Here is a 15,864-nt window from a genome sequence, read left to right as displayed (position 1 = left end):
AGGGCTGTTTTTATGGCAGGCGATCAAGGATCAAAGCGTTACAGGATCAATACGTAGGTCTTGCGCACGGTTTCCTGGATGTCCCAGATGCCGGTGCTGTTGGCCGGCAACATCAGTGCGTCACCGGCTTGTATGTGGACGATTTCACCGTTGTCAGGGGTGAAAGTGCAGCGGCCCTGGATAAAGTGGCAAAACTCCTGGGATTTGATCTGTCGACGCCAGACGCCTGGGGTGCATTCCCAGATGCCGGTCTCGACGCCGTCGCTACGCTCGACGCTCAGGGTCGAGGCCACGGCAATGGGCTCGCCCAACGGCACGGCGACGGGCGACGAGTCCGGCAAGTGGGCGTTCAGCGTGTCTTTGAATTGCGTGATGCTCATGGGGTTTTCCCGTGTGAGTGAAACGACTTAGTGCATGAAACCTTCCATGAACCCGGCCACGCCGGTCGCCAGCTTGCGGCGCCAAGGGGCGGTATTGGGGTTGGCCAACACCTGGTCTTCATGGACAAAACTGCGAATGATCGCGTTGTAGCCCAGCCAGCGGCAGGGTTCGGGCTCCCAGGGCTTGAGGGCGTCCAGCCCACGTTCACGGATTACCCAGGGTTGATGGGTCAGCGGCGTGTCGCGGCCAAGGATCAGATCGGCCAGGGTGCGGCCACCCAGGTTGGTGGCGCCGACGCCCTCCCCGCCATATCCGCCGGACAGAGCGATGCCGGTCTTGTGGTCGCACAGCATGTGCGGTCGGAAATTGCGCGACATGCCCAGGTTGCCGCCCCAGGAATGGGTAATCTTCACGTGTTTGAGCTGTGGGAAAAGCTCACCGAACAGGTAGCGACGCAGTTCCACTTCGCTGTCAGTCAGATCGAAGTTGTGGCGCAGCTTCCCGGCAAACTGGTAGCCGCCACGGGCGCCGAACACCAGGCGGTTGTCCGCCGAACGCTGGCCGTAGGTCACCTGGCGACTGCTTTCGCCAAAGGCTTGGCCGTGGCTCAGGCCGATTTCATCCCAGGTGCTGGCCGGCAACGGCTCGGTGGCGACGATCAGGCTTTGCACCGGCAGTTGATAACGGCCCAGGGGCGGTAAGGTGTTGGCGTAGCCCTCCACTGCCGGCACCACCCAAGCGGCACGAACACCGGCCTTCGCCGTGCATAGACCGCCGGATTGCCAATGGGTCACGGGGCTGTTTTCGTAGATCGTAACGCCCATGCTCTCAACCACCCGCGCCAGGCCACGCACCAACTTGGCAGGGTTAATGGTCGCCACGTGGGGTGCATAGATACCGCCATAAGGTTTGGCGATGCGAATCTGTTCGGCCAGTTGCTGCGGGCCGAGCCAGCGATAGTCGGCTTCGGTCAGGCCCTGGGCGTAGAGTTTGTCGAGGTAACTGCGCAGGCTGCCTTCCTGCTCGGGGTAACGCGCGGCGCAGTACAGCGCGCCGCCCTTGCGGTAGTCGCAGTCGATACCTTCACGCGCCAGCACTTGGGCGACTTCATCAGGGATGGCATGCAGCAGGTCAAACGAGGCGCGCCGTTGTTCGGGGTTCAGGCCAGCCAACAGGCGGTCCTCGCCCAGCAGGTTGCCCATCAGCCAACCACCATTGCGGCCGGAGGCGCCGAAGCCGGCGGTTTGCGCTTCGATGATCGCGATGTTCAGTTCGGGCGCCTGGCGTTTCAGGTAATACGCGGTCCACAACCCGGTATAACCGGCGCCGATGATGGCCACGTTGACGTCCAGGTCCTGCTCCAGCGATGGCCGCGCGAGCAGCGGGTCATCCAACTGGTCCATCCATAAGCTGATGTTGCGCCATGCCGGCATGCCGGGTTCCCCTACCTCGTTTCGATAGGGTGGATCCTAGAGCGCGGTGTCAGGGGCTGTCTTGCGCGCGTGCACGCAGGGAAATTTGTTTGACGTAGGCCTTGGGTGACTGCCCTGTGTGCTGCCGAAAAGCACTGTAGAACGCCGAGAGCGAGTTGAAACCGGCGGCAAAGGCTAGGTCGTCGACCTTTATCGGCGGTGCTGCCTTGTCCAATGCGGCCAGCAAATGCTGGAGCCTGGCCTGGTTGACGTAACGATAGAAGCTTTGCCCCAGCACCTGGTTCAGCAGATAGGAAATCTGATTGCGACTGTAGCCACACTCCTTGGAGACGCGCTGCAGGTCCAGTTCCGGGTCCAGATAAGGTTGCTTGCGTTCGAAATACTGCTGCAGGTCATTGGCCATATGCCCCAATTGCTGGGGCGACAACCCCAAGCGGCTGACCGAAGGCCGCGCGGCCTGGACAGGTTGCTCGTGCACCAGGGAGGCGTACTCATTGACGCGCCAGATCAGCCCGTCGCGCACGGTGATGGCTTCGCTGGTGCGAAATGACACCAGCCCGTGGCCGCCACGCAATGTGATGCGGTACTGGATGAAGGCCGTATCACCATCGGCGCGGATGCGGTCGGTGTGCTCGATGGCTTCATCGGCCTCACGCGGCATGCTGGCTTGCAGGTAATCACGCAGCTCGGCGTAACCGACGACACGGTTCTGGAAAAAGTCGTGGTACTGGATATCCGGATGGTAGTAGGACATGACGCCCTCCAGGTCCCGATGACGCCAACACAGGTGGTGACGCAGCACCAATTTGCGTGTGGCGTTGGACTGCTGGGGCTCATCGTCTTGGGCGATGTCGGGCATGGAAGGCTCTGCGGCGGGTAAACCCTGGAGATTGCCGAATTTTGCTGGGGGCTTCAATGGCGAAATGGCACTTCTGACTAATGGCCTTTTGCCCAATTCCAGGTAGGACATGACCCACATCAAACTTATGAAAAACAACCGCCGAACGGGGCAAAAAAAGTCACCTTGCGTTTGCGAACGGATGCTATTTTTAAGTTCTTATATGCCACGACCAGTGAAGGTCATGGCCCCCTGCCGCGAGCTAAAGGAAGCGCTCAATGAACAAGGTGGGCAACATGAACAAAGTGACGTTCCCCAACGCCTGCCAGCTGATGCGCTGGCATTTTCATCCGATGGGTTTCGAGGGCAGCATGGATGCGCCTGGCAGTATGATCGCCCGATTGTTCGACCGCGCCAGCGGCGAGACGCTGATCGCCATCGCTGGCATCCCCTGCGCCACCGTGATGAATGCCGCCGATGTGGAGCGCATCATTGAGGCCGTGGAGGATGAGCTGGAGTCGTTTGTGCCGCCGGTGTCACTAAGGGCCTGACCCAACCCCATCAAGCAATGAGTTTCCAATGTGGGAGCGGGCTTGCCCGCGAAAGCGGAGTTTCAGTCACTGGATGTGTTGCTGATACACCGTATTCGCGGGCAAGCCCGCTCCCACATTAGGTCCGACGCGCCTTCAGCTGCGTTGATCATCAAAGAAGGCTTTCTTGCTATCCACCCGCTCCGAGGCCCTCGGCACGTTCACGGCCTGACCTTCAGGCTTTTCCACGTACCAGTAGCAATGGCTCACGGCGCGGGTTATGCCCACGTACGCCAGGCGCAGCACTTCGTCCCGTTGCGCATTGTCATAGGGTTCGCTGTCGCCAGCCTTGCCCAGGCCCGCCATGCGGTAGACCTGGTTTTTGTACGGCGAGCTGGTGACATGCTGGCAATCCCCAAGCAGAAACACCGCGTCTGCCTGAAGCCCCTTGGCACTGTGATAGGTCAACTGCTTCAGCCTGCGCACCTGGGGCGGCAAGCTAGAATCCACATTAACTACAGATTGAATATGCTCTTTAATCAATAGCTTATCGCTGCTTTTTCGATAAAGCATCAAAATCGATTCACCCTTCTGGTAATGCTCCGACAGCTGCCGCCCCAATGCCGCATCGTCGCGCTCCAGCACCTTGACCGGCACCAACGCCTTGGGCGCGCCACTGGCCTTGGTCTTCTTGCCAGGAATCGCCGGTGCGGCGCGCACGATGTGCTCGGCCGCATCAATGATGTGCTGATGACTGCGGTAGTTTTCACCCAACATCACGCGGGTAGTCGACGGCGATGGGAACTCCTTGTCGAACTCCATGAAGTACTTGGGCGAACTGCCGCGCCAGCCATAGATCGACTGCCAATCATCCCCCACACACAGCAGGGATGAGCGCTGCGCGCCGCGCCCCACATGCATGGCTGGGCCACGGCTGCGGATCTCGCGCAGGCTGGCACGGATCCACGAGACGATCTGCGGCGAAACGTCCTGGAATTCGTCGATCATCAAGTGCGACAGGGGACGCAGTAGCGGATCGCTGAGCAGCTTCAAATTTTCCGGGGTGTTTTCGCCAAACAGCGAGAACATCCGGTTATAGGTCATGATCGGTGGCGATTGGTCCAGCAAGTGATCTTCCAGGGCTTTCCAGAAAATACTCAGGGCTTCGAAGAAGAAGCGGTCCGGGTCATCCTTGGCAAAGCTCATCTGCCCAACGGCGGTGGGTACGTCCAAGCCGAGGTTTTCGATGAATCCGGCGGCCATCACAAAACTGTCCAGCAACGGCGCTGAAGCCAACTCGCCTTTGACCTTGTAATCAAAACCGGGGCCGGCGGTGGCATCGCCGGCCAGACTGCTTAGCAGGCGCTTTGATGATTCGTAGCTATCTAGCCATATCAAAGACTTACGACAGAAAGCTTGAAACAACGTGCGCTTTACCGCCCATTCTGCGCGCACCGACAGCTTCGAGTTTGGCCGGCTGGTCTGCGCGTTTTCCCGTGAGTCGAAGCCCAGGACCACCCAGGCATCCAGCTCGGGAATGTAGCCATGGCAGTGAAATTGCGCCCCGTTGATTTCCACGGTCTGGCGGTTGGGTTCAATGCCCTTGATTGGCCAGGCGCCTGCGCGAAACCACAGGTCCTCGATCACATCGCAGAGTTCTTCGTCGCGCTTGGCCGCAAGCTCGGTCACGGCCACGCGTTTTTGCACATCCGGATGATCGCGCTCCAGCTCCTTGAGTTGCAGCCCGTGGCGCGCCAGTGGCGCAATCAGCTCACGGAAACGCGGGTGCTGCCCCTGCAGCCGGTGATAGCAGGCATTCATCTGCTGGCGCTGGGCATCGTTGATACGCAGGTCAAAGGGATTGCTGTCAGCGTCTTCAAAACCCGAATTCAGGTTCTCGAAGGCTTGCAGGCGCTCAAAGCCCGGCAGGCTGCGTACCATGGGCAGAATGCGCGAGTGAAAGGTCCGCACCACGGCTTGCGCTTCTTTCATACCAAGGGGTTGGCCCCAAAGGTTGAGAATCTCCATGAGCTTGTTGATGAAGTCCTTGCGCGATTCGCGGGTGAAGGTCACCACCGTCATCGAACTCAGCTCAAAGCCCAGGTAATGGGTGAGCAGCAAAATGCGCAGCACCAACGACGTGGATTTGCCCGCACCGGCCCCGGCGATCACGGAGGTCGAGGGTGTCTCGCTGAAAATCATCTTCCATTGCGCCGCGCTCGGCTGGGCGTGAGCCGGCAGCAATCGCGCGACGTCGGCCTTCATGCGCTTTTTCAGCTCGGCGGTGAGCGGCAGGCGCCAATCATCGAACAGGCTGTCGTCCACGCCCGGCGCCCGGTGTTCATCCGGGCGGAAGTCACGAATCAACAGCACCTGGCGACCTTCTTCGATGCCATCGGCCTTGCCTTCGCGATAACCGTACTCCACACCCGCTTCATGCCCGCTGCGAAAACCGTCCGCCTGCCCGTGCAGCCAGGAAAACCGGTGCTGGGCGCGCAAACGGGTCAAGCCGTGGCCAAACAGGCGCGCAGCCAGGCGTTTGAATAGCGGCATGTCCGCCAAAGGGCGCAGTTCGTGAGGAAGATCAGGCTTTTGTTGCGACACGCGGACTCCTGCGATGAGCTGGGTTCAAACAAGTGCGCCATGGTCGCCGGAATCGACGCTCAGTTCCAGCCAATTGCTTTGCCGTCATGCAGTTAGGCGATGAACTGAAAGTCAAAGCGCCACTAACCAATCTAATCGACTGATAGGAATCAGGCAGTTTTTACGCTTTTTATCGATCATGACCTGCAGGATCATAGGGCCATTCACAGGAGACGATCATGCTTGAACTTCGACCTTTCACTTCCCTGGGCGGCGCCCACCACGGCTGGCTTGACGCTCATCACCACTTTTCGTTTGCCGAGTACCACGACCCCAAGCGCATGCACTGGGGCAACCTGCGGGTGTGGAACGACGATATTATCGCGCCGGGCACCGGCTTCCCGCAGCACCCGCACCGCGACATGGAGATCATCACCTATGTGCGCGAAGGTGCGATCAGCCATGCCGACAACCTCGGCAATAAAGGCCGTACCGAAGCCGGTGATGTGCAAGTGATGAGCGCAGGCACCGGGATTGCCCACAGCGAGTACAACCTTGAGGACACACCGACCAAAATCTTCCAGATCTGGATTATTCCGAACGAAGCCGGTTTGCCACCTTCCTGGGGCGCCAAGCCGTTTCCCAAGGGTGACCGGGAGGGTTTTGTAACGCTGGCGAGTGGTAAGGCCGGGGACAGCGAGAGCTTGCGCATTCGTGCGGATGCACGCCTGGTGGCGGCGAACCTGAAGGCTGGGGAAAGCGCTGAATACCGGCTGGACAGCGGGCGTCGGGCTTACTTGGTGCCGGCGACCGGGGTGATTGAAGTCAATGGCTTGCGTGCACAAGCTCGAGATGGTGTCGCGGTTGAAGATGAACAGGTGTTGCGGGTAACGGCAATTGAAGACAGCGAAATTGTGTTGGTCGACTTAGCCTGAATGTATGCAGGAGCTGGCTTGCCAGCTCCTGCAAAGGCTACTTATTGGCTGATAGCACCGTCTACCAGCACCTGCGCCTCCTCCACGAGTTGCTTGAGGTGATCCTCACCAATAAAGCTCTCGGCGTAGATCTTGTAGATATCCTCAGTACCGGATGGTCGTGCGGCAAACCAGCCGTTTTCAGTCATCACCTTCAACCCGCCGATCGCCTGGTCATTGCCTGGCGCATGGCTGAGGATCTGCTGGATGCTTTCACCGGCCAATTCGGTAGACGTTACCTGGTCTGGCGACAGCTTGCCCAGCAGGGCTTTCTGCGCCGGAGTGGCTTTGGCATCCACACGAATCGCGAACGGTTCGCCCAATGCGTCGGTCAACCCACGGTAGATCTGGCTCGGATCCTGGCCTTTGCGCGAGGTCATTTCCGCGGCCAACAGCGCCGGGATCAGGCCATCCTTGTCAGTGCTCCAGACAGTGCCGTCCTTGCGCAGGAACGAAGCACCGGCGCTTTCTTCGCCACCAAAGCCCAACGACCCTTCGAACAGACCATCAGCAAACCACTTGAAGCCAACCGGCACTTCATACAGACGACGGCCAATGCGCGCAGCGACGCGATCGATCAAGCCGCTGCTGACCACGGTTTTGCCCACGGCGGCGTCTGCGCGCCAGTCAGGACGGTTCTGGAACAGGTAGTCGATGGACACCGCCAGGTAGTTATTGGGCGCAAGCAAGCCACCGGACGGCGTGACGATGCCGTGGCGGTCGTGATCTGGATCGCAGGCGAACGCCACATCGAAGCGTTCCTTGAGACCAATCAGGCCCTGCATGGCGTAGCTGGAGGACGGGTCCATGCGAATCTGGCCGTCCCAGTCGACGCTCATGAAGCGGAAGGTGGAATCGACTTCGGTATTCACCACGTCCAGGTTCAGGCGGTAATGCTCGGCAATCGCCGACCAGTAGCGCACCCCTGCTCCGCCCAGCGGGTCCACGCCCAGGCGCAGGTCGGCGCTGCGGATGGCGTCCATGTCGATCACATTGACCAGGTCAGCCACGTAGCTGTTGAGGTAGTCATGGCGATGCGTGGTATCCGCCTTGAGTGCCTGGGCGTGGGTGATGCGCTTGACCCCGGCGAGTTTGTTGGCCAACAGTTCGTTGGCCTTGGCTTCGATCCACTTGGTGACGTGGGTATCGGCTGGGCCGCCATTCGGCGGGTTGTACTTGTAGCCGCCACTCTGCGGCGGGTTATGCGACGGCGTGATGACGATACCGTCCGCCAGGCCGCTGGTGCGGCCACGGTTGTAGCAAATGATGGCGTGGGAAATCGCAGGCGTTGGCGTGTATTCATCGCCTTCAGCCAGCATCACATGCACACCATTGGCAGCCAGCACTTCCAGGGCGCTGGCACCGGCAGGTGTCGACAGTGCGTGGGTGTCCAGGCCGACGAACAGTGGGCCGTTGATGCCCTGGGCTTCGCGATACAGGCAGATGGCCTGGCTGATGGCGAGTACGTGCCATTCGTTGAAGCTCAGTTCAAACGAGCTACCACGGTGCCCGGAAGTACCGAATGCCACACGCTGGGTGGAGATTGCTGCATCAGGCTGGCCCGTGTAGTAGGCCGTGACCAGTCGCGGGATATCCACCAGCAGTTGGGCTGGCGCCGGCTTGCCCGCAAAAGGACTGATTGTCATGCATAAACCTCGGAAAGAAGGATTTGGAATAAAATGGCAGTTTACTGAGAGTTGGACTGCTGCGCGACGTTATCGATCCTACAGCACTAAGAGAAACTTCACGCGATCATCCTATCTGTGCCTTACGCAACGCTTCGCTGAGAGCCGCCAGGACAATATCCAGGTTCGGCTGCCCCTGAAAGGTATGGCTCAGGCGCAAATGCTGCTGATGCAGGCCACTGATACTGAACAGTTCGCCAGGGGCAATCACCACTTGCTGGGAGAGCAGGCGCTGGAAGACCTGGCGCATATCCACTGCTCGTGTGGCGTTCAACCAAAACGCCGCGCCGGCAGCGGGTGCACGATAGGCCATTTGGTCTCCCAGGTGCTGGTCCAGGCGCTCGCACATTTCGTCTGCCTGCTGACGCAGCTGCTGGCGCAGCCCACGCAGGTGCTGGTCGATCCGCCCGCTGTGATAAAGACGGGCAATGGCGCGCTGGCGAATCGGCGACAAGCGAAAGGAGCGCAGCAGGAAATGGCGCTGCAATTCGCTGTTCATACGCCGAGACAGCAGGTAACCATAGGGCGCTTCCGAGCCCAGTACTTTCTCGAACGAGGAAAACACCATCAATCGCTCAGGGTTCACCAACTCGCGCAGCGCGACCTGTGGCTCGTGGAAACCCAGTTCGCCAAAGGTGTCGTTCTCCAGCAGCCAGCAACCGTACTGATCCAGCATGTGCGCGATGGCCACTCGATCCTGGGCCGGCATGGAAACCCCGGCTGGCACACTGACCCTGGATGACAGCAACACCAGATGCACCGACTCGGCGCATAACAATTGATCAAGGCACACCAGGTCGAGCCGCCCTTCTGGCGTCCAGGGCAGCTCGATGATCCGTACCCCGGCATCCTGAAGCAGGCGCAGGACCAGCCAATCACACGGCGACTCCACAATCACCGCAGCCCCCCTCAGGCCCAAGACTTCGATGAGGATGTCCAATACACCGCGCAGGTCGGCGCCGATATAGACGTCATCGGCATGCCAGCAGCGGGTCGGCGACGACGTATAACGCGCCGCCAGCGCTGCACGCAGCTCCCAGACCCCGCAAGGCTGGGACCAGGGTTGAAGATATTGCGGATACTGGCGGACCAGTTCTCGCTCCAAACGCAACAGCGTGCCATCCAGCGAAGCCAGCAGCGCAGGCTCATCGCCGCTGAGCACCACCATGCCTGGGCGCCGTGCCGCTGCGTAGAGCCGATCCAATAGGTCACCGCTGGCACCTGCCAGCGGATTTGCCGAGAGCGGCCAGGCGTAATAACCCGATTTGGCCACCGAATAGACCCGGCCCTCTTTTTCAAGCAGCGAGTACGCATACTGGACGGTTGAAATCGACACGTTCAAGCGCCCCGCCAATTGTCGCAGGGAGGGCAGTTTTACCCGTGCGTCAGTACTGACTTCGTTGATCAGGCTGATCATGTAGCGATAGACCGCCTGATACGCGAAATCTGCCTGCCGCTCGCCGCGCAGCGTCATCGTCCGGACAATTGACAGGCCTGCGCGCTGTCATGGGCCGCAGTACCGACATTGCGCAATTTGCCGCCTGCATAGCCCAGCGGACGTTTGCGATAGAGGTGTTGCAACAAAGTCATCGGCAAGCCGCTGGTGTCAGTGACCCACTGTTGCAGCATGTCGGCGGACGGCTTGCCTTGCAGGACCTTGTGCAATTCGGGCAAGGCCACCAGCATGCCTGGGTGGCATTGGCGCAAATAGCCTTCCAGGCGTTCACCGTGATGGATAAACGGCGAAAACAGCAGGCAAATCAATTGAGTCTCGTCCAAGCCAAAGAACTGCTGGGCGTAGGCGCCTGACTGGATGCGACCTTCGCGGCCCCCCACCTGCGCAAGCAGTTCATCGGGCATGCAGTGTGGGACCTGCTGGATAAAGCGCTGTACCCCCTCCTCGTAATCCAGGTCCCGCAAGCACTGGGCTTGCAGCCCACGTAGATGTGCCATAAGCCGAGGGTTGGAATACGCGGGATGACTGAAGTGAAATTCCTGAGGGTCGGGTGCGAAGGCCATGAATTCGTTGAGCATGGCCGAGGATGAAAGGTCGACATCGTCCAGCAAATCGGCAACGCCAATGTAAGCCAAGTGGCGATGTCCGTTCTTGCTGGGGTTGTCACTTTCAACATGATGTTCCCCATACACATCACGGTAATATCCAGTACTCCATTCATCCATGCGCGCGAACAACCCGGTGAGTGACGACGGCCAGCCTTGCGGTATAGCGATACCAGCGCCCAACGCGGTGTTCTTGAGCCAGGCAAGGAACTGACTTTGCTTGCGCGGGGAGTCGCCGCTCACCAGTGCGTGCACCCCACCATTCCAGGTCGTGATGCGCTGGTAGAAATCCCCCAGCGCCAGGTACGTATCACTGCACAGGGTGGCGCGGCAGTCGCCTGAACTCAAATGGCCCACCATCAACATGTTGCGCTGGCTGATTTCTCGCCCAACGGTGGAAACAGGTCGCAAATGGTTGAAGGGCAGCACTTCCTGGTTTTCCACCATCAGCAGGTCAACCCTTGGGTCATCGTGCAGAAACAGGCGGCCGTAGCCCTGGTTGATGCCGTCGAGCATGCCCTCGGTCATTCCCGCATGGCGTAATGTCGCGACACGCAGTTGAAAGGTTCGAGGGGATCGACCAGCGATGGTCAATTGCGCGGCCCGCAACAAGGCCAGCGTGTAGCTACTCACTTTGCCACCGCCATGGACTACCAGCACTTTGTAGCCCCCCACTTGCTCCATGCCACCTGCCGCCACAACGATTCGCTGGACCAACAACTGGAGTGCCGTGCGCTCTTCGCGAGCGAAGTGCCCGATCAAGCGCTGTAGAACTTGCTGATAAACATAAGTCATAGCCTGTTCGTGAATAGTGCTCATCATTCTATTACCTGAGTTTGGATATTCAGTTTCAAGCAACTGCTGACAGTATTTGCTCGACCTATCGCACGTGTAAGAAATTCGCGCGCAGCCTGTGCGGTTATGACTAGACACTAGCACCACGCAATAAAATGACATCAGTGCCATAGGATTGGGGGGGGCACGCCCTGCAAACACACGCAAGCGCCGTATTTGCTGGGGCCAGGCGAACATAATCGCGATCCTAGGATCTTTCCGACAAACCCTTACACGCATCTAACCAACTATTCGAGGAAGCGTCTTACAAATAACTGCGACCAACTTTCCAACTTGTTGCATTGAGTCTTTTCATGGGCGCATGTATTTCCCTGGCGCCCGACGCTTACCACGAGATTAGTTTCAACAACTCGCAATAGTGGTATCGGATATTCAATCATTGCTCAGTCCTTGAGATGAAAGTGAAGGCGCAATTATCAGTGCTGGAATAATGATTAATAGATACAGAACCCTGCCGAAAACCAGTGCAGATGACTTGCGGCCACTCCCTGAATCACGCACACACGAAAACGCCGCGCTGGAATCCAGCGCGGCGTGAGGGAAAAAGTCAGGATTCAGGCGTTAAAACACCAGACTTATCGTGGAGGAACACTACAGTTTCAGCCCTTTCAAATGGCGCATATGCCCCACAAGGTAGGAGCGAGGAATACTCATTTGAGAATATTCCTACACCCTAAACAGCCTCAACCTGCAACGCAACGCGCTCGCGGCACGGGCATTCGTCCATGTAGCGATGCGCTTCCACGAACTGATTGAACGGAAACACCGTGGTTTTCAGCGGCACCAACACGCGGTCGGCGGTCAGTTGGTTGATATCCCGCAAGGCCCGCTGCAAGGCGACCTGGTCCTGGATAATGCCCAGTTCAGGCTTGCCGGTGAAGTTGCCGATACAGTGCACGAAGAACTGAATGTTCTTCTGGAACGCCGCACACGCCGGGAATGGCGTCTGGTTACCGCCCTGCAAGCCATACAACACCAGGCTGCCACGGGGCGCCAATACATCGCCGAGCAACGACATCTGCGGGCCGCCCAAACCGTCGAACACCACGTCGACGCCGCGGTTGTCGGTGAACTTGTTGATTTGCATCAGCAGGTCCTGTTCTTCAGTGACGATGACTTTCTCGGCACCAAGGGACAGCAGGTATTCACGCTCATCACTATCTTTGGTCGCGGCAATCACCCGCACACCCAGGGCCTTGCCCAGTTGCACAAAGGATGGGCCGGCGCAGTGGCTGGCGTCAGTCACCAAGGCAAACTGCCCAGGCTTGACCCGTGCCAAGTCGACGTAGGCAAAGTAGGCGATCAACAGCGGCGTGTAGTGCACGCTCGCCTCGATAGGGCTCAAGACATCCGGGTACCGGGTCAGGGCCGAACGGGGCAGGACGATCTGTTCGCCATACACCGGGTAGTCATTGGGGCTCTCGGCCGGAAAACTGGCCACTTTATCGCCCACGGTCAAATCATCCACGCCATCGCCTACGGCGACCACGACACCGGCCATTTCATGGCCAAGGCCAGACGGCAGGCGTGCATGGGAAGACGCCAGGTTCTGGCGCCACAGAATGTCATACCAGCTGATGCCAATCGCTTCGACACGCACCTGCACTTCGCCCGGTGCGGGCTGCGCGGCTGCATGCTCTTCGCATTTGAGCACCTCGGCCGGACCAAACTTGTGAAAACGGATCGTGCGGGACATCGCAAACCTCGTCAAAGTAACCTCTAATGCCATGAACTCTATCTGGGCTTTCCGGGTAAGACCACCGGTCGCCATTAATAGTCGACATGCCTGTCATTGATTCCGCATGTGAGGAATAGACCTCAGCTATCGTAGGAAAACTCAATTATCCTGTGCAGAGTACCAGCCTTTCCCCGTAAGATTCATGCCGGTCATTGTTTACATATGGCCGCTCTCGTCAAGTTTGCTGACTCTTCCAGGACACAAGATGAACCGTAACGACCTGCGTCGTGTCGACCTTAACCTCTTGATCGTATTCGAAACCTTGATGCATGAGCGCAGTGTGACCCGCGCCGCCGAGAAATTGTTCCTCGGCCAGCCGGCCATCAGCGCGGCCTTGTCACGCCTGCGCGGGCTGTTTGATGACCCTTTGTTTGTGCGCACCGGCCGCAGCATGGAGCCATCGGCCCGTGCGGTAGAAATCTTCGCCCTGCTCTCCCCGGCCCTGGACTCGATTTCCACCGCCGTGAGCCGTGCCGCCGAGTTCGACCCGGCCACCAGCACGGCAGTGTTCCGCATTGGCCTCTCCGATGACGTGGAATTCGCGCTGCTGCCCCAACTGCTCAAACGCCTGCGTGCCGAAGCCCCCGGCATCGTGCTGGTGGTGCGTCGCGTCAACTACATCCTGATGCCGGGCCTGCTGGCCTCCGGCGAAATCTCCATCGGCGTCAGCTACACCGCCGACCTGCCGGCCAACGCCAAACGCAAAGTGCTGCGCCGTAGCCTGCCGAAACTGCTGCGCGCCGACAGCGTACCGGGCTCCCTCAGCCTGGACGACTTCTGCGCCCGCCCCCACGCGCTGGTGTCGTTTGCCGGTGACCTGAGCGGGTTTATTGACGAAGAACTGGAGAAACTCGACCGCAAACGTCACGTGGTACTGGCCGTGCCACAGTTCAACGGGTTGGGTACCTTGCTGGCCGGCACGGATATTCTGGCGACCGTGCCGGATTATGCGGCCGAGGCGCTGACCTCGGCGGGTGGCTTGCGCGCGGAGGACCCGCCGTTGCCGGTGCGCAGCTTTGAGCTGCACATGGCGTGGCGTGGGTCGCAGGATAATGATCCGGGGGAGCGGTGGTTGCGGTCGCGGATTCAGATGTTTTTTGGCGATCCAGATAGCCTCTAGGCATCCTCGCCCACGGAATAGACCAAGCGTTCGGCAGCGCATTCATTGATGACGACACCGAGATGAAGCCAGGGATGATCCGCTACCGACCCCAACCTCGACATTTTTCGATTTTCATGTGACGGCGTTTGCAACTCTGGGGATCAAACAACGCTAGAGTATTTGCTGTCTCACATAAGGAATTGACAGATGTTCATTGGACGACTCGCCGAGCTGACCGGCTGCACCCCTAAAGCCATTCGACTGTACGAGCAAATGGGCCTGATCAACGAGCCCGAGCGTGAGGGGCGCTATCGCCTCTACAACGCTCACCACTTGGAAATCGTCCACCTCATACGCAAGGCGCAGATGGCCGGGTTCAAGCTGGCCGAGATGAACCCGCTGATTGCCGCCAAAAACAAGTTGAAGTCCTTTCCGCTGGCGTTGGCCAACCAAGCCGTCGACGACAAGCGCCGGCAAGTCCAGGACCGGATCGCCGAATTACAGGCGCTTGATCTTCATCTGATTGAACTCAAGAGCGAGATGAACTCAATGTTTGCGTCTCGCCCTGTAGCGGGGCTTCATAAGGCTGATGCGCCTGTGTGTACAGATAAGCAAACGCTTGCCTCAAGGCCACTTCAGGCGGCCGTGGGTTGAAACCCAGTTCGTTTTTCGCCTTGGTAATGTTGTATTCCTGCGCCACGTTGTGAAACAGGCGCACCTGACTCAAGAGCAACTGCGCGGGTTTGCCCACTAATTGCGCCCAGTGTTCTTGCAGCCAGGCCACGCCCTGCAGTAGCCAGCGTGGCGCCGGGGCAGGCTGGCGATACCCAGGCGCCTGAGTGTTGGCGGCCACGATCAGATCGCTGAGCGGCGACGAACGCGCATTGGCCAGGATATAGCGCTGCCCGGGCCGGCCTTTTTCGGCAGCGAGTATCATCCCGTCGGCCACATCGCGAACATCCACGAAGTTGAAACGAAACCCCGGGTCAAAGGGCATCTGCCGCTGCCGAACCGACTGAAGGAAGCCCATGGTGTCCGTGAGGTGGCCGGCATTGGGACCCACCATGGCAGAAGGCAATACCGACACCATGCTCAACCCCAACGCCTCAGCGCACTGCCAGGCCGCCTGCTCGGAGAGAATCTTCGATTTGTAGTAGGCGTTTTCGCTTTCCGTATTCCAGTGCGCCTCATCCAGCGCCGTACCATCATGACCGACGGCGGCCACCGAGCTGACGTAGACCACCCGCTGCACATTCGCCCGCGCAGCGGCTTGCAGCACACGCCGTGTGCCCTGGATATTCGGCTCGACAATCTCGGCCTGCGGGTTGCGCGCCCAGTGCTTGAACACTGCGGCCACTTGAAACAGCACCTCCACGCCCTCCAACGCCTTGTCCAAGGCCGCACTGTCCAGCAACTCGGCATACACCAACTCGCATTCCAGCCCGACAAAGGGCGTGTGGTCATGGATATCGCGGACGCCAGCTCGAACCTGATAGCCCTGTTCAAGCAGTGCTCGCACCAAGGTGTTGCCCAGATGGCCGTTGGCACCCGTCACCAGACATAAACCTTTCACACTGGAACTCCTCGTTCGTAGCGCGTCAGAGTGTGCGCTTGAAAAAAGCATACGAGATGTCCCATGGGACAGAGTCAAGTAAACGTTTCACAAGCGGGGTTCGAACCCCAG

Annotated in this window: 12 protein-coding genes and 1 pseudogene; 4 read left to right on the top strand and 9 right to left on the bottom strand. The window is 59.2% G+C overall.

The annotated features are described in order from the left end of the window. Window positions 1-38: 38 nt before the first annotated feature. Genes ACP7BX_RS16865 through ACP7BX_RS16855 form a run of 3 tightly spaced genes read right to left on the bottom strand, consistent with a single transcriptional unit; the run spans window position 39 to window position 2,673 of the window. A complete protein-coding gene (locus ACP7BX_RS16865; protein ID WP_065891006.1) occupies window positions 39-380 on the bottom strand; it encodes a cupin domain-containing protein in 342 nt (113 codons plus the stop codon). A gap of 27 nt (window positions 381-407) precedes the next feature. Continuing rightward, window positions 408-1,814 (bottom strand): NAD(P)/FAD-dependent oxidoreductase, encoded by a 1,407-nt coding sequence (locus ACP7BX_RS16860; protein ID WP_426131141.1) that lies wholly within the window; start codon window positions 1,812-1,814, stop codon window positions 408-410. A gap of 49 nt (window positions 1,815-1,863) precedes the next feature. Next, window positions 1,864-2,673, bottom strand: coding sequence for a helix-turn-helix domain-containing protein (locus ACP7BX_RS16855; RefSeq protein ID WP_426131143.1), 810 nt, complete (start codon window positions 2,671-2,673; stop codon window positions 1,864-1,866). 257 nt (window positions 2,674-2,930) lie between these two features. Between ACP7BX_RS16855 and ACP7BX_RS16850 the strand changes: the two genes are divergently transcribed. After that, window positions 2,931-3,203: a DUF1652 domain-containing protein gene (locus ACP7BX_RS16850; protein ID WP_014718395.1), complete on the top strand. Its 273-nt coding sequence runs from the start codon at window positions 2,931-2,933 to the stop codon at window positions 3,201-3,203. 135 nt (window positions 3,204-3,338) lie between these two features. Here ACP7BX_RS16850 and ACP7BX_RS16845 read toward each other — a convergent pair whose 3' ends face one another. Continuing rightward, window positions 3,339-5,786: a UvrD-helicase domain-containing protein gene (locus ACP7BX_RS16845; protein WP_426131145.1), complete on the bottom strand. Its 2,448-nt coding sequence runs from the start codon at window positions 5,784-5,786 to the stop codon at window positions 3,339-3,341. Window positions 5,787-6,004: 218 nt separating this feature from the next. Between ACP7BX_RS16845 and ACP7BX_RS16840 the strand changes: the two genes are divergently transcribed. Next, on the top strand, window positions 6,005-6,700 hold the full coding sequence (locus ACP7BX_RS16840; RefSeq protein WP_314530089.1) for a pirin family protein: 696 nt from the start codon (window positions 6,005-6,007) through the stop codon (window positions 6,698-6,700). Between the two features lie 41 nt (window positions 6,701-6,741). Here the strand turns inward: ACP7BX_RS16840 and pgm are convergent, their stop codons facing one another. The 4 genes from pgm to ACP7BX_RS16820 all read right to left on the bottom strand — a co-directional run bounded on the left by pgm (window position 6,742) and on the right by ACP7BX_RS16820 (window position 13,036). Next, window positions 6,742-8,385, bottom strand: coding sequence for a phosphoglucomutase (alpha-D-glucose-1,6-bisphosphate-dependent) (gene pgm, locus ACP7BX_RS16835; protein WP_177110116.1), 1,644 nt, complete (start codon window positions 8,383-8,385; stop codon window positions 6,742-6,744). A gap of 106 nt (window positions 8,386-8,491) precedes the next feature. Then, window positions 8,492-9,898 (bottom strand): PLP-dependent aminotransferase family protein, encoded by a 1,407-nt coding sequence (locus ACP7BX_RS16830; RefSeq protein WP_426131148.1) that lies wholly within the window; start codon window positions 9,896-9,898, stop codon window positions 8,492-8,494. Then, entirely contained in the window at window positions 9,895-11,304 is a 1,410-nt protein-coding gene (locus ACP7BX_RS16825) for a hypothetical protein (protein WP_426131248.1), read from the bottom strand. The genes ACP7BX_RS16830 and ACP7BX_RS16825 overlap by 4 nt, the downstream gene beginning before the upstream one ends. 709 nt (window positions 11,305-12,013) lie before the next feature. Beyond that, window positions 12,014-13,036: a zinc-dependent alcohol dehydrogenase family protein gene (locus ACP7BX_RS16820; RefSeq protein ID WP_033902139.1), complete on the bottom strand. Its 1,023-nt coding sequence runs from the start codon at window positions 13,034-13,036 to the stop codon at window positions 12,014-12,016. Between the two features lie 247 nt (window positions 13,037-13,283). Between ACP7BX_RS16820 and ACP7BX_RS16815 the strand changes: the two genes are divergently transcribed. Then, the gene (locus ACP7BX_RS16815) at window positions 13,284-14,198 is read left to right on the top strand and encodes a LysR substrate-binding domain-containing protein (protein WP_028616088.1); all 915 of its coding nucleotides are present in this window, start codon (window positions 13,284-13,286) and stop codon (window positions 14,196-14,198) included. 189 nt (window positions 14,199-14,387) lie between these two features. Continuing rightward, window positions 14,388-14,696, top strand: a pseudogene (locus ACP7BX_RS16810) (MerR family transcriptional regulator); the annotation flags it as partial. Window positions 14,697-14,709: 13 nt separating this feature from the next. Here the strand turns inward: ACP7BX_RS16810 and ACP7BX_RS16805 are convergent. Beyond that, on the bottom strand, window positions 14,710-15,753 hold the full coding sequence (locus tag ACP7BX_RS16805; protein WP_426131150.1) for an NAD-dependent epimerase/dehydratase family protein: 1,044 nt from the start codon (window positions 15,751-15,753) through the stop codon (window positions 14,710-14,712). Window positions 15,754-15,864 lie beyond the last annotated feature (111 nt).

Origin of the sequence: Pseudomonas sp. DWP3-1-3b3 (assembly GCF_049896305.1) — a bacterium.
GTDB lineage: Bacteria > Pseudomonadota > Gammaproteobacteria > Pseudomonadales > Pseudomonadaceae > Aquipseudomonas > Aquipseudomonas azotoformans_A.
The sequence above is the reverse complement of the archived record's forward strand: the minus strand, read 5'-3'. Positions and strand labels throughout refer to the sequence as shown.

Coding starts and splice junctions, on each gene's coding strand:
- ACP7BX_RS16830 (WP_426131148.1), bottom strand. CDS start 9,898: ATGACGCTGCGCGGCGAGCGGCAGGCAGATTTCGCGTATCAGGCGGTC.
- ACP7BX_RS16865 (WP_065891006.1), bottom strand. CDS start 380: ATGAGCATCACGCAATTCAAAGACACGCTGAACGCCCACTTGCCGGAC.
- ACP7BX_RS16855 (WP_426131143.1), bottom strand. CDS start 2,673: ATGCCCGACATCGCCCAAGACGATGAGCCCCAGCAGTCCAACGCCACA.
- ACP7BX_RS16840 (WP_314530089.1), top strand. CDS start 6,005: ATGCTTGAACTTCGACCTTTCACTTCCCTGGGCGGCGCCCACCACGGC.
- ACP7BX_RS16815 (WP_028616088.1), top strand. CDS start 13,284: ATGAACCGTAACGACCTGCGTCGTGTCGACCTTAACCTCTTGATCGTA.
- ACP7BX_RS16820 (WP_033902139.1), bottom strand. CDS start 13,036: ATGTCCCGCACGATCCGTTTTCACAAGTTTGGTCCGGCCGAGGTGCTC.
- ACP7BX_RS16850 (WP_014718395.1), top strand. CDS start 2,931: ATGAACAAGGTGGGCAACATGAACAAAGTGACGTTCCCCAACGCCTGC.
- ACP7BX_RS16860 (WP_426131141.1), bottom strand. CDS start 1,814: ATGCCGGCATGGCGCAACATCAGCTTATGGATGGACCAGTTGGATGAC.
- pgm (WP_177110116.1), bottom strand. CDS start 8,385: ATGACAATCAGTCCTTTTGCGGGCAAGCCGGCGCCAGCCCAACTGCTG.
- ACP7BX_RS16825 (WP_426131248.1), bottom strand. CDS start 11,304: ATGAGCACTATTCACGAACAGGCTATGACTTATGTTTATCAGCAAGTT.